We start from the raw sequence: 11,894 nt of genomic DNA on the forward strand, positions 1-11,894 counted from the left end.
AAATCCATAAATTTTTTAAGGTTTTTGTAAATATATCCCGAAATAGAGGCTGTTTTACCTCAAAGTGCTTTGCTTAATTTCTAAAAATAGGACATAACTATGAGAGTAAATACAGTAAAAATTTTTAATTACAAGGGGAATAAAAAATGCTTTTAAAATTTGCCACTCGATTCGCAAGTATTTTATTTGGAATATTGGCTTTAATCGCGATCGTGATTCATTTTGTTTTTTCCAATAAGCTATCCATTGATCTTTGGATTGTCTTTTTCCCAGTGATTTTAGCGGTTCCAATTTTAACAGCAGTTTTGATGACTGGTGATGATGAGTTAGGTGTTCAATCTAATGAGTGGAACAACTCATAACTTTAAATCTAAGCTCATCGAAAGATGGGCTTTTTAGTATATGAAAGAATTAATTTTGAACCTATGTCATTATCTCACTTTTTCTTTTAATGGATAAAGGAGAGATCTAGGCAGTAAGTACCGACAACTTTGTGGTTGTATAGCGAGTCTAGTTATTGTTATGTACTCGCTTAAACGTGTATTTGCAGTGTTTTACTTTAATGATTGGATTGTTGATGAGGAGAACCAAGTTGCGATATTTATTGTTTATACTCAGTTTTTTACTATGTGCTGAATTGAAAGCGCAAAGCCCATTAGACGAACCTTTTTTGCAAGTTGGTGCAGTTGATGATCAATTCAATATCATTAATCTCGAATTGTACAATGGCTTAGTCAAAGTGATTAATCATAATTTTTCGAACATTAAGCCGAATCAATCAGATGACTTAACAAACATTTCTAGAATTAGATTGACCAGCAATGGATTGTTGCTTGTATCTGATTTAAAGGGGATTGAGTCTGTAGAAGATCTAAGAGAGAAATTTGATGAAAACAAGTATAAAAATCTGACCAAAAACAACATTTGTAGTAAAAGTGATTTATTTGAGTCTGAAGTATTTAAAAAAACAACACGAGGCAATATTGTTTATCAATTAAATAACGCTAAAGGTGAGTTTTTGAAAAGTTTTATAATGAATTATAAAGAATGCTTATAGATTTTATCTTTTAATATCAATATTTTGGTTTAATTTCTATGTGCTTAAATGGTTTTTTCCTTAGTCGTCTTTTGGGGAACTCAGACTAATTTATAATTTTTAAATTAAACCTAAAAAAGTAGAATTCCTTAGCCATTTCTATGGGATAGCAAAATGTGGAATTTCATCAAAAGCTTTAATTGTATAAATGTATGGCTAATCATATCTTTGATTGCGCTTGGATTGGTATTGTTTCTATATTTTTCTTAGGCTTAGATGATTTTTAGCAATTCAGAGGTAGTAACTAAGTTTGAAGTATCGAGCTTGTATAGGGCATAGCGATATTTTAGCTCTAGTGGACGGGAAATGCAGGTGATGTAGATTTATGCATTTGAGTGGAATAATGAAAAGAAATTACGCTCTTCAATAAAAATAAATATCTAATTCATATCGTGCATAAACGATGATGTTTGTGATTTTAGTAGATCGTTTGGAAGCATGGCGCTAGATGATCTCTATGCATATAATCAATGTAATTAGAAAAATTCTAAGGACTATAAAAATGAAATTGAGAATTTTATTGCTTTTATCATTTAGCCCAGAAATTTATGCAAATCAAATAGATCATTGCAAAATTATTGCAGAAAGCGCTGGAATGATCATGCAGTTAAGACAGTTTGGTATTGATTTAAATACGGCATTTAATTTAAAAGGCGAACTAAGCAATAATGCAAAAAATTTAGAAGTCATCATTGCTGATGCAGAATCAAAACCCGTGTACGCCACAAATTTAGGTAAACAAAAAGCGGAACAAGAATTTGCAGCTGAATGGAAAAAATTGTGTTTGGAATCAGTTCAGTTTTTGAATGATGGTGCAGGTCCGACTTAATCAGTTTATCGCGTGGATCAAAGAGAATAATATTGTTGTTTCGCTATAACCTATAGGGCTATATTTTTGAAAATGGAATTAAAGGTATATTCAACATATATTTATAATTTTATAAGAATTTGAAAATAAAACACTCCAGAGATGCCGCTGCATGGTCGTTACCCTGAACCCGATGAGTTCAAGGTGGACGCGACGTACACTTAATGGGTTTCCCACTCAAGGTGGGCATACACTCAAAATATACAGAACACATCCATAAGTTTAAGTATCGGCAGGGGAATAGACGTACTGGCGAACACCCTAGAGTTGTATTAAGTATACATAATTTGGAGATTGTGGCAAATCACCAACGCTCATAATTTATAAATACAGCATAAAAAAACCAATCAATTGCACGAAAAAAAAGCGGTTTATCCCGCTTTTTCAACATCTTCTAACATGGTCGCTAATAAACGTTCGCATTGTGCATATTCTTGTAACGATTTATTCATGCCTAAAACTTCTTGCATCAGTTCTAAAGCCACCATGATCACCAATTTATTGTGTTCAACATTGGGGGCTTTACGGCGGAATTCTTGAAACTTTTCATTTAAGAGTCGACCAGCACGTTCGAGTTCTGGTTGCTTATCTGTTGTGGTGCCTAAACGAAAACTTTGCTCGATTAAGCGTAATTCTACAGTCACATGTTCAGTCATACTCATACTTCCTCATTCGACTCTGATGGATGAGCAAGCTGTTGGATTTCTTGCGCATGATGATCTTGTTCAGTCCCTAAAATCGAAAGGCGTTGAATAATGGCTTCCACTTTTGTTTTGGCATGTTCATTTTTTTGAATTAAACGTTCACGCTCATCTTGAAGACCTTTGATGTCTTGTAAGTGATGGCGCTGTTCATTTGCCATTTTTTCTTTAACCACACGCAATTCATTACGTTCAGCCAAAATTTCCTGAAAACGATTTTTTAAATCGGTACAGCTTTTTTCCAAACGCCCATAACGCTCTGCTAAAGATGTGGCATCTGTATTGAGCTGTTGAAACTGATTTTGTAACTGAGAGAGTTGCTCAGTGAGCGTATCAATTTCATCTTGTTTTTGGGTGATAATGCTATTTTTATGGCTAATTTGAGCATGAGATTGCTCTTCGCTGTTATCCTTTTCTTTTAACAGCGATGCATTTTCTTTCTCAACAGTTTCAATTCGTGTTTTTAAAACACCAATATGCGTCTGTAGACGCTGTAATTGTTCTAACATAACGGGTCGCACAGATTTGCAATCAAAGGTAATATATACAGAAGTATAGAGATTGGATAAACGAATGCAAGACGATATTTCAGGTTGGTCAGATTGGAATCAAAATTTTGAGGGGATTGAGGAAATTTCAAGCCCGAGTGAGTTACATGGCTTACTGACAGGTATAGTTTGTGTTACTGAAGTTCCGACTCGAGATGAATGGTTACAAATTTTATCTACGCTTGATGTGCCAAAATTAGACGATGAAGCGCTTGCACTATTGTCTGATGAAGCCGAGGACGTATCACATGCACTTTCAGACGATGATTTAGACTATCTTCCAATGCTTCCAGATGATGAGCATACATTGGCTGAGCGTGTGCAATCACTGGCAGATTGGTGTGCAGGGGTTGTGCTTGGCTTTGGTTTGGCTTCTGGGCATATTCGCGCAGATGAGCAAGAACTCATTGAAAGTTTACAAGATGTCGCGTCTGTTGAGTTTGATGAATCAGATGACGATGATGAGGGTGAAGCAAGCTATCTTGAGTTGTATGAATTTGTACGCTTGATCCCTGTGTCATTATCAATGGGACGGAAAAAAGTTCCAGTATCTGAAAGCCCTTTATTGCAAAATTTTCATAGCAAAATGAAACAAGCAATTGATGCTTCTGAAAGTAACAATGTTGTAGAGATGTTTACTCCACATCGCCCAAGCTAAAACTAAGAAAAAAAGCTAAGAAACTTAAACTTTAAGAACATCTATGTTTGATGAGCAGCCAGTTTTACAGCGCCCTTTACCGTGCTTTTTATTCACTTTAAAAACATCGAAGTTGAATAAAGTCGTGATGTAAAGGGTTAAATTTTTTTAATTTGGAGTAATTTGCTTGTTCTGTTGTCGCAACTGAGCGCAGAACGAGAGAAATAATAAAATTATTTTAAAATATGCAAATATTGAGTCATCAGTATTTGCATTCATCTAAGCGTAATTGTAAGTTAAAGCTTCTTCCAAATTAATCATCTGAAATACAAGCTGAATAGAGAATGAAATTAACTCAAGCAGATTTTCAGGAACGTCGTGACCGCCTCGCTGAACAAATGGGTCCCAATAGCATTGCAATTATCTCAACCAGTCCAGAAGTCATGCGTAACCGAGATGCTGATTATAAGTTTCGTGCAGATAGTAGCTTTTTCTATTTAACCGGTTTCGCAGAGCCACAAGCAATTGCAGTCATAGAGACAGATGAAACTGGTGAGGAATATATCTATAGCTTGTTCTGTCGTGAACGTAATCGTGAAATGGAAATCTGGAATGGTTACCGCGCTGGAATTGATGGTGCGGTTGATGATTATGAAGCAGATGAAGCTTATGCGATTGATCTGCTTGACGAAGAAATTATTGCTAAAATTTTAAATAAAGAAAAATTATTCTATCGTATTGGTCAACGTGCAGATTTTGATGCCAAGGTCAGTACTTGGATCACCAAAGCCAATGAATCTGGACGTGGTTTTGGCGTTCCAGCGCAGTTGATTCAACTTGATCAAATTTTAGATGAAATGCGTTTGCATAAGTCCGATCAAGAAATTGAATTGATGCAAATCGCCTCAAATATCAGTGCAGATGCGCATACGCGTGCCATGCAAAAAGTTCATCCTGACATGATGGAGTATGCTTTAGAAGCTGAGTTGAATTATATCTTTGGTCAGAGTGGTTGTGTTCCTGCCTATAACAGCATTGTGGGTGGTGGGAAAAATGGCTGTATTTTACATTATGTTGAGAACAACCAACCGTTAAAAGATGGTGATTTGGTGTTGATTGATGCGGCTGCTGAGTATGAATGCTATGCCTCAGACATCACCCGTACTTTTCCTGTAAATGGTAAGTTTAGCCCTGAACAAAAAGCGCTATATCAAATTATTTTAGATGCACAAATTGCTGCGATAGATGCAATTCAAATCGGTCATTCTTATAAAGAACCGCATAATGTTGCAGTACGGATCATGGTGGAAGGTTTGGTCAATCTTGGTATTATGCAAGGTGATGTTGATCAAATTATTGAATCTGAACGCTATCGTCAGTTTTATATGCATGGTACAGGGCATTGGCTTGGTATGGATGTGCATGATGTTGGCGCATATAAAGATGAAAATGGTCAATGGCGTAGCTATGAGCAGGGTATGGTTGTTACTGTAGAACCAGGTTTATATATCGCACCTGATGATGAAACAGTGGATGCAAAATGGCGTGGTATTGGTATCCGGATTGAAGATGATGTGGTTGCAACTGAACAGGGGCCATTGGTCTTGACCAAAAATGTGGTGAAGTCGATTGAAGACATTGAAGCGTTGATGGCAAAGTCAGTATAAGTTTTTAATTTGAAAAGGTGAGTATGTATGGATACTTACACCGTTTTAGCTAAGCCAGTAGAAACAAGTCGTTTGATTCTACGCAAGTTTGTTGAAGGTGATGAAATTCCACTTTTTCATGAGTATTGCGGAGACAGGGAGTCTTCGAAATACTTACAAAGGCGACCACATGTCAATATTGAGCAAACCAAGTGTATGTTTGAAAATTGGAGTGGTACAAAATGGGAAAATAATGATAACGATTTTGCTTGGATTATTGGCGAGCGTAAAACTAATTTAGCCATGGGGCTTGTGATGTTTATTCACAAAGGAGATCACGGTGAAATTCATTTTGGGCTTGGAAGTAAATTTCAAGGGCAAGGCTTTATGAGAGAGGCAATCACTGCTGTCATTGTCTATTTAAAAAATAACAGTAGGCTTAAACGAATTGAGACTTTTTGTGATGCAGAAAATGTGAAATCACGAAACGTTCTGATTGAAACAGGATTTACTGAAACAACCTTATTAAAGCATTGGGCTATATTTCCAGCTTTGGGAGATAATAAGAGAGATTGTGTGGGTTTTATGATTGAAATAAATTAAAAAATAGATGTTAGTCAAGTAAGTTCACAAATAACAATACTCAAGTAATGAGTCAGTACTTTTATTGATGCTGCATATTTAAACAATACCTTTAAGGTGCCATATCGGTCGAGCTAAATAACATGCTTAATTCTTGGCTAGAATTTTTAATTTTCATACCTATGTTAAAAATAGCGTATTGATTCAGTACAAATACAGCCAACAATTTCCTATTTCAATATAAAAATAACTTTGCTTGATGTAATATGAAATCAATCAAGATTATAAGTATTCAGTACGCTGAATCACATATAGAAAGGATAAAAGCATGCAACAAGAAGTCATCATCGTCGGCGGTGGAATGGTTGGGTTGAGCTTGGCTCTGATGTTGGCAAAAGCCAATATTGCGGTAAAGCTTTTAGAGGCTGTGAAATATCCAAATTATGATGATGCCAATCTTGCACCCTATCATTCCAGTTTTGATGCACGAAATACCGCGCTATCACGTCGTACCGTGCAAATTTATCAAAAACTCGGTCTTTGGGATGCTTTGCAAGAACATGCGACTCCTATTTTAGAAGTACATATCACTGAACAAGGCAGTTTTGGTAAAGCACGTTTAGTTGCAGATCAAGAAAAAGTCGAAAGTTTTGGGCAAGTGATTGAAAATGCATGGCTAGGCCGTGTACTACTGACTCAAGTTCGCCAGCAAGCTTTAATTGAATTGATTGACGGTGTACAAGTCACCTCACTAAAACAAGAGGGTGACTATGTATATGTTGAAGCCAATCGTGGTGAAGAATATACCCATTCACTTAAAGCCAAACTGTTGATTGCTGCAGACGGTCGTGATTCTTTCTGCCGCCAAGCTTTAGGTGTTGGTGTGGATGTACATGATTATGATCAGGTGGCAATTGTCACAACAGTACAAACCTCTAAACCACATCATCAAGTGGGCTTTGAACGTTTTAGCCATTTAGGTCCATTGGCATTGCTTCCATTGCCGGGGGAATGTCGCCGTTCAGTGGTTTGGCCAGTGAAAAAAGGCACAGAAGATGAATGGTTAGGTGATGAAAATGACCAACATTTCCTCGATGCTTTACAGCAAACTTATGGTGATCGTGCAGGTAAATTCCAAAAAACAGGTAAACGTTTTAGCTTCCCATTGGCACAAGTGCTTGCTGAAAAACAAGCGGTGGGTCGGGTAATTTTGATGGGTAATGCTGCACATACGATTCATCCTGTCGCTGGACAAGGTTTTAACTTGTGTATGCGTGATGCAGATGTGCTGATGCGTTATATCACAACCCAAATTGCGCAATCTGATGATATTGGACAACCTGAGATGTTAAAGGCCTATGAACAATCTCGCTTAACTGATCAGCAACGTGTGATTAAATTCTGTGATTCTGTAGTACGTGGATTTAGTAATCAAAATCCAGTTTTAAAATTATTGCGTAATACTGGCTTGGTGGCTTTTGATGTGATTCCGGGGATTAAGCCTTTGGTTGCCAATTATGCGATGGGATTAAAAGCATGACACAGCAAGATATGTTAGATGTGGTGATTGTGGGTGGTGGTTTGGTGGGTGGCTTAACCGCATTACTTTTAGCAAAAGGTGGTGTACAAGCCACTGTTTTAGATGCAGCCCCTATTTTAGATGCAGAAAAGACTTTAGCTGTTGCTAATCCGCGGGTTTTAGCGCTGAGCCAAGCCACGATTCACTTGTTAAAAACGGTGAATGTGTGGGAAAAAATCGCTCGCCAAATGCCTTATACAGGCATGCAAGTCTGGAATAAAAATGGCTATGGTGAAATTAACTTTGGGCAAGCCTCAGAAAACTTTCCCACAGCTGAGCAAAGCTTAGGTTCAATGGTTGAACCAAGTTTATTAAACCTTGCCATCCAACAGGAAATGTTGGAGCAACTGCAAGATTATCGTACTCAAGTTAAAGTTGTGCGAGTAGAGCAGGGTGTAGGCTGCTGGATCATTAAACTTGCAGATGGGACTGAGCTAAAGACCAAGTTAGTGATTGGTGCAGATGGTGCAAACTCATTTGTTCGTGATCAAGCATTTATCGATCTTGATGTTTTAGATTATCAACAGGCAGGTTTGACCTGCGCGATTCGTACCACACAACCACACCAATATGTGGCTCGTCAGATTTTCCATTCGACTGGTCCGTTGGCTTTTTTACCGATGGCCAGTTTAAAGCCAGAACAAGCTGAACACTGGATTTCAATCGTTTGGACCTTACCTGATGATTATGCAGAAGAATATGCGCGCTTAGATGATGTTGATTTTTGTGAATTACTGACACGTGAAAGTCACCATATGTTGGGCAAGATCATTGAAGCGACACCTCGGGCTCAATTTCCACTTAAGGCGCGTGCGGCACAACGTTATGTAAAAGATGGGCTCGCCTTGATTGGCGATGCAGCACATGTAATTCATCCTTTGGCAGGGCAAGGCGTAAATATCGGGTGTTTAGATGCTGCTATTCTATGTGATGTATTACTTAAAGATAAACAGCGTGGCGTATGGGCACATGAACAAACCTTAAAGCGTTATGAACACCAACGCAAAGGGCAAAATGATGCCATGATGCATAGCATGTCGATGATTGGTTTTTTAGAAACTGCGGAAATATTTCCATTGGTTTGGGCGCGTAACTTTGGCTTAAAACAAGTTGAAAATATGCCATTTTTAAAAGATCAATTTATGTCACAAGCCAATGGGCTGGCAACTTTAAAAAGCACGCAATATACCATTTAATTGGATTTCTGATATTTTTTAACCAATCATTTAAACAACATTACGAATTTGATGAAAAAAAACACGATTTTGTGTATCTAGATACTAGTCGAATGGCGAAGAGCTTGATACATTTCTCTGTAAAACATCACCATTTTTCGGATGGTACATTGACGTCATTGATGGGGAGTTAAAGATGACAGATACAAATGATTATGATGATAATTCAGAAGATCATGCAGTAGACGATGATGAAGCTAAAGCGGCTGAAAAAGGCGCTGCGGCAAGTGATTCTACAGTTTCAGATACAGATTTAGCTGAAGCTGAAACACTCACTGTGACAGCGAAAAAAAGACAGCGTGAAGCGTTGGAAGATGAAGTCGCTGCATTTTTAGCGCGTGGTGGGAGAATTACCGAAGTTCCACCAGATGAATCTGCTAAAGATTGATTTTAAAAGCACCGAAAGGTGCTTTTTTAAATTTGGTTGGAATACTGTCTATTTTTAGATGTTTAAATCTCAATCTTAAAAAGTTTTAGTGTTTATGACTTTTTACTTGAACTTTTAATGAACTATTTTATTTTTATGGATCCTTGCTGCTTGCTTTAAGTGTATGACTGATTAAATTATTAGGAATGTTGTACTTTTGATTATTTGTTTTTCTATGTCAGCTTTTATACGTGTCAGATTGATCAGTGCATGGTTAAAATTTATTGTGTTTTAAAAGATTAAGGTGGTTAAAAAGCGACCATAATAATCAGTCACTTGTAGAAAAGCAGATTGAGAAATGCGTTTATAAGCATTTCTCAACTCAAGAAATAAAATTATTGTTGATTAGTCAGCTCTAAAGCACGTTGATAGGCGATTTTCTTTTTGATGCCAGTTAGATCCGCAGCAAGTTGTGATGCCGCTTTGACTGATAAATCTTGTAATAAGCGATTTAAAAGTTGATCTAACTTCTCTTGTTCCACATCTTGATCTTTGGCATCTGGTGCACCACCAATAACTAAAACAATTTCACCTTTTTGCTGGTTGCGATCATTTTCAATAAATGTCACCAACTCGCCCAAAGTCATCTTTTTAATCGTTTCAAATGTTTTGGTAATTTCACGTGCAAAACCAACAGGTCGATCTGCGCCAAAAACATCAGCCATATCTTTGACACTATCTAAAATACGATGAGGTGCTTCATAGATAATCATGGTTTGTGATTCATGTTTTAATTTTTCTAATTGAATCAATCGTTGCGATTGTTTTGACGATAAAAAGCCTTCAAAGCTAAAACGATCACTGGGTAAACCCACCGCACTTAGCGCAGCAATAGCAGCACATGCACCCGGTACAGGAATGACACGGATACCATTTTCCTGAGCGGCACGGACCAATTTAAAACCCGGGTCACTAATCAATGGTGTACCAGCATCACTGACCAGTGCAATATTATGACCAGTTTTTAATTTTTCAATAAGTATATCAATTTTGTTACTTTCATTGTGATCATGACACGCTGTGAGCGGAGTTGAGATATTATAGTGCTTTAATAATTGAGCAGATTGACGTGTATCTTCTGCCGCAATAACAGAAACAGACTTTAAAACTTCAATAGAACGAAAAGTCATATCATCTAAGTGCCCAATTGGGGTCGCTACGACGAATAATTGAGCACTCATAAAGGTCTCCATGAAGAATAAGTTAGTGTTGAACAGTATTAAAAGAGTGGTTGTGTTGGGAATGGTTGGATTTACAATCCAAGTTCACGCAGAAATTCTGGTTATATTACCTGAAACAGGCCCTATGTCGCGAGCGGGTTTGAGTATTAAACAAGGAATATTAAGTGCCGCGCAGGCCTCAAAGAATGAAATACCCTTAAAATTTGTCGATTCAGATCAAAAGACCATCAAAGCGCTGTTAAAACAGCACGTCAATAAAAAGACTAAAATGATTATTGGGCCTTTGGCTCGGCCTGATGTTGAGGCTTTAATTAATTTAAAGCCTAAAGTACCTGTATTGGCACTTAATGAAGTTTATCCAAGCTATAAAAGTGTTTGGCAATATAGCCTTTCTAAAAATGACGATGCTTTGGCACTGCTTGACTATATCCAGCATGATAAAGTCAGCAAACTTTATGTGGTGCGTGAAAAAGGCACAGAAGCAGAATCTATTAACTTTTTAAATGCATTATTTGCCAATTATATGGGTGAAGTTGATCCTGTAGAGCATGTGCCAAAGTCGATTTCGGATCGAGAGGGTATTTTACTGTTAGGTTCAAACCAATGGTTGACCAGTTTTCCCAAATTGCAGAAGAAGAAAATTTATACCCAAGCCATTGCCGTTGATGAAAAAAAGGCCTTGCCTAAAGGGATGAAATTCTGTGATGTTCCAGCCTTATATATCGCCGAATGGGATGATGTGGTCAAAGCCTATAAAGATAAACCGACCTCGTTACCGTATCAGCGTTTATATGCCTTTGGTGGAGATGCTTGGCATATTGCTGAGCAATTTGTTTTGGATCCGAATGTAAAAAGCTTAACCTTTAATGGGCGCACTGGAAAAATTAAAATTGATGGCAATCGTGTTGAACGTATTCCGCAATGTTTTGAACGCTCAAAAAATAATTTAGTGCCTTTGTGATGACAGGTTTCCCATGGCAAAAAATAATTTAGGACAATGGGCGGAGCAAGAAGCAGTGAAATTACTGCTTCAACATGGCTACGAGATCGTAAAATTGAATTATTTCTCGCGCTTTGGTGAAATAGATATTATTGCGCAGTCTAAACAAGAGTTAATTTTTGTTGAAGTGAAAGCAAGAACTCCAACACAGATGGGGCATGCTTTTGAAACGGTAAATCAATCAAAACAACAAAAAATGATTAAAACGGCGTTTAAGTTTTTACAAGAACATCCACAATATGAACAATATTATTGCCGTTTCGATGTGATTGGTTTTGATTTACATCATAAAATTGCAAAAAACGTACAGCAAGAACTCAGTAAAATCTCTTATGATCAATCTTGGATTGAAAATGCATTTACTTTAGATGCAGACTTGATTAATCTGTGACTG

The 11,894-nt window shown here is 37.2% G+C and carries 14 protein-coding genes and 1 other RNA gene; 11 read left to right on the forward strand and 4 right to left on the reverse strand.

The window, feature by feature from the left end; genetic code table 11:
- Window positions 1–146 precede the first annotated feature (146 nt).
- From M2R48_RS06175 to M2R48_RS06185, 3 genes are all read left to right on the forward strand, one after another.
- Window positions 147–362 carry a hypothetical protein gene (locus M2R48_RS06175; protein ID WP_262085444.1) on the forward strand — a complete coding sequence of 72 codons (216 nt, stop codon included), beginning with the start codon at window positions 147–149 and terminating at the stop codon, window positions 360–362.
- Window positions 363–592: 230 nt separating this feature from the next.
- Window positions 593–1,057 (forward strand): hypothetical protein, encoded by a 465-nt coding sequence (locus M2R48_RS06180; RefSeq protein WP_262085445.1) that lies wholly within the window; start codon window positions 593–595, stop codon window positions 1,055–1,057.
- Window positions 1,058–1,598: 541 nt separating this feature from the next.
- On the forward strand, window positions 1,599–1,925 hold the full coding sequence (locus M2R48_RS06185; protein WP_262085446.1) for a hypothetical protein: 327 nt from the start codon (window positions 1,599–1,601) through the stop codon (window positions 1,923–1,925).
- Between the two features lie 128 nt (window positions 1,926–2,053).
- Here the strand turns inward: M2R48_RS06185 and ssrS are convergent.
- From ssrS to M2R48_RS06200, 3 genes are all read right to left on the reverse strand, one after another.
- Window positions 2,054–2,235: non-coding RNA, 6S RNA (ssrS, locus tag M2R48_RS06190), on the reverse strand.
- A gap of 100 nt (window positions 2,236–2,335) precedes the next feature.
- Window positions 2,336–2,620: a cell division protein ZapA gene (locus M2R48_RS06195; protein WP_004819948.1), complete on the reverse strand. Its 285-nt coding sequence runs from the start codon at window positions 2,618–2,620 to the stop codon at window positions 2,336–2,338.
- Between the two features lie 2 nt (window positions 2,621–2,622).
- Window positions 2,623–3,174 (reverse strand): hypothetical protein, encoded by a 552-nt coding sequence (locus M2R48_RS06200; protein ID WP_004722081.1) that lies wholly within the window; start codon window positions 3,172–3,174, stop codon window positions 2,623–2,625.
- Window positions 3,175–3,238: 64 nt separating this feature from the next.
- On the opposite strand from M2R48_RS06200, the gene M2R48_RS06205 reads away from it, so the two are divergent.
- The 6 genes from M2R48_RS06205 to M2R48_RS06230 all read left to right on the forward strand — a co-directional run bounded on the left by M2R48_RS06205 (window position 3,239) and on the right by M2R48_RS06230 (window position 9,280).
- Complete coding sequence (locus M2R48_RS06205) at window positions 3,239–3,871, forward strand: UPF0149 family protein (protein ID WP_004819950.1); 633 nt, start codon at window positions 3,239–3,241, stop codon at window positions 3,869–3,871.
- A gap of 323 nt (window positions 3,872–4,194) precedes the next feature.
- Window positions 4,195–5,517 carry a Xaa-Pro aminopeptidase gene (gene pepP / locus M2R48_RS06210; protein ID WP_262085447.1) on the forward strand — a complete coding sequence of 441 codons (1,323 nt, stop codon included), beginning with the start codon at window positions 4,195–4,197 and terminating at the stop codon, window positions 5,515–5,517.
- A gap of 27 nt (window positions 5,518–5,544) precedes the next feature.
- Window positions 5,545–6,099, forward strand: coding sequence for a GNAT family N-acetyltransferase (locus M2R48_RS06215; protein WP_262085448.1), 555 nt, complete (start codon window positions 5,545–5,547; stop codon window positions 6,097–6,099).
- Window positions 6,100–6,406: 307 nt separating this feature from the next.
- The gene (gene ubiH, locus M2R48_RS06220) at window positions 6,407–7,618 is read left to right on the forward strand and encodes a 2-octaprenyl-6-methoxyphenyl hydroxylase (protein WP_034614245.1); all 1,212 of its coding nucleotides are present in this window, start codon (window positions 6,407–6,409) and stop codon (window positions 7,616–7,618) included.
- A complete protein-coding gene (locus M2R48_RS06225; RefSeq protein ID WP_262085449.1) occupies window positions 7,615–8,853 on the forward strand; it encodes an FAD-dependent monooxygenase in 1,239 nt (412 codons plus the stop codon). The genes ubiH and M2R48_RS06225 overlap by 4 nt, the downstream gene beginning before the upstream one ends.
- A 175-nt stretch (window positions 8,854–9,028) precedes the next feature.
- On the forward strand, window positions 9,029–9,280 hold the full coding sequence (locus M2R48_RS06230) for a hypothetical protein (RefSeq protein WP_004722066.1): 252 nt from the start codon (window positions 9,029–9,031) through the stop codon (window positions 9,278–9,280).
- Window positions 9,281–9,654: 374 nt separating this feature from the next.
- On the opposite strand, the gene rsmI is transcribed toward M2R48_RS06230, so the two are convergent.
- On the reverse strand, window positions 9,655–10,500 hold the full coding sequence (gene rsmI / locus M2R48_RS06235) for a 16S rRNA (cytidine(1402)-2'-O)-methyltransferase (protein WP_262085451.1): 846 nt from the start codon (window positions 10,498–10,500) through the stop codon (window positions 9,655–9,657).
- A 10-nt stretch (window positions 10,501–10,510) separates the two neighbouring features.
- Here rsmI and M2R48_RS06240 point away from each other — a divergent pair, with 10 nt between their 5' ends.
- Together M2R48_RS06240 and M2R48_RS06245 are read left to right on the forward strand one after the other, a co-directional pair.
- Window positions 10,511–11,461: a penicillin-binding protein activator gene (locus tag M2R48_RS06240; protein WP_262085452.1), complete on the forward strand. Its 951-nt coding sequence runs from the start codon at window positions 10,511–10,513 to the stop codon at window positions 11,459–11,461.
- Window positions 11,462–11,474: 13 nt separating this feature from the next.
- Window positions 11,475–11,891 carry a YraN family protein gene (locus M2R48_RS06245; protein WP_262085453.1) on the forward strand — a complete coding sequence of 139 codons (417 nt, stop codon included), beginning with the start codon at window positions 11,475–11,477 and terminating at the stop codon, window positions 11,889–11,891.
- Window positions 11,892–11,894: the final 3 nt, after the last annotated feature.

The organism is Acinetobacter sp. I-MWF (assembly GCF_025433935.1).
Classification (GTDB): domain Bacteria; phylum Pseudomonadota; class Gammaproteobacteria; order Pseudomonadales; family Moraxellaceae; genus Acinetobacter; species Acinetobacter guillouiae.

What these genes read in the sequence shown, in the direction of transcription:
- M2R48_RS06245 (WP_262085453.1), top strand. Translation starts at nt 11,475, where the DNA reads ATGGCAAAAAATAATTTAGGACAATGGGCGGAGCAAGAAGCAGTGAAA.
- M2R48_RS06225 (WP_262085449.1), top strand. Translation starts at nt 7,615, where the DNA reads ATGACACAGCAAGATATGTTAGATGTGGTGATTGTGGGTGGTGGTTTG.
- M2R48_RS06175 (WP_262085444.1), top strand. Translation starts at nt 147, where the DNA reads ATGCTTTTAAAATTTGCCACTCGATTCGCAAGTATTTTATTTGGAATA.
- M2R48_RS06230 (WP_004722066.1), top strand. Translation starts at nt 9,029, where the DNA reads ATGACAGATACAAATGATTATGATGATAATTCAGAAGATCATGCAGTA.
- M2R48_RS06215 (WP_262085448.1), top strand. Translation starts at nt 5,545, where the DNA reads ATGGATACTTACACCGTTTTAGCTAAGCCAGTAGAAACAAGTCGTTTG.
- pepP (WP_262085447.1), top strand. Translation starts at nt 4,195, where the DNA reads ATGAAATTAACTCAAGCAGATTTTCAGGAACGTCGTGACCGCCTCGCT.
- M2R48_RS06200 (WP_004722081.1), bottom strand. Translation starts at nt 3,174, where the DNA reads ATGTTAGAACAATTACAGCGTCTACAGACGCATATTGGTGTTTTAAAA.
- rsmI (WP_262085451.1), bottom strand. Translation starts at nt 10,500, where the DNA reads ATGAGTGCTCAATTATTCGTCGTAGCGACCCCAATTGGGCACTTAGAT.
- M2R48_RS06195 (WP_004819948.1), bottom strand. Translation starts at nt 2,620, where the DNA reads ATGACTGAACATGTGACTGTAGAATTACGCTTAATCGAGCAAAGTTTT.
- M2R48_RS06185 (WP_262085446.1), top strand. Translation starts at nt 1,599, where the DNA reads ATGAAATTGAGAATTTTATTGCTTTTATCATTTAGCCCAGAAATTTAT.
- M2R48_RS06240 (WP_262085452.1), top strand. Translation starts at nt 10,511, where the DNA reads ATGAAGAATAAGTTAGTGTTGAACAGTATTAAAAGAGTGGTTGTGTTG.
- ubiH (WP_034614245.1), top strand. Translation starts at nt 6,407, where the DNA reads ATGCAACAAGAAGTCATCATCGTCGGCGGTGGAATGGTTGGGTTGAGC.
- M2R48_RS06205 (WP_004819950.1), top strand. Translation starts at nt 3,239, where the DNA reads ATGCAAGACGATATTTCAGGTTGGTCAGATTGGAATCAAAATTTTGAG.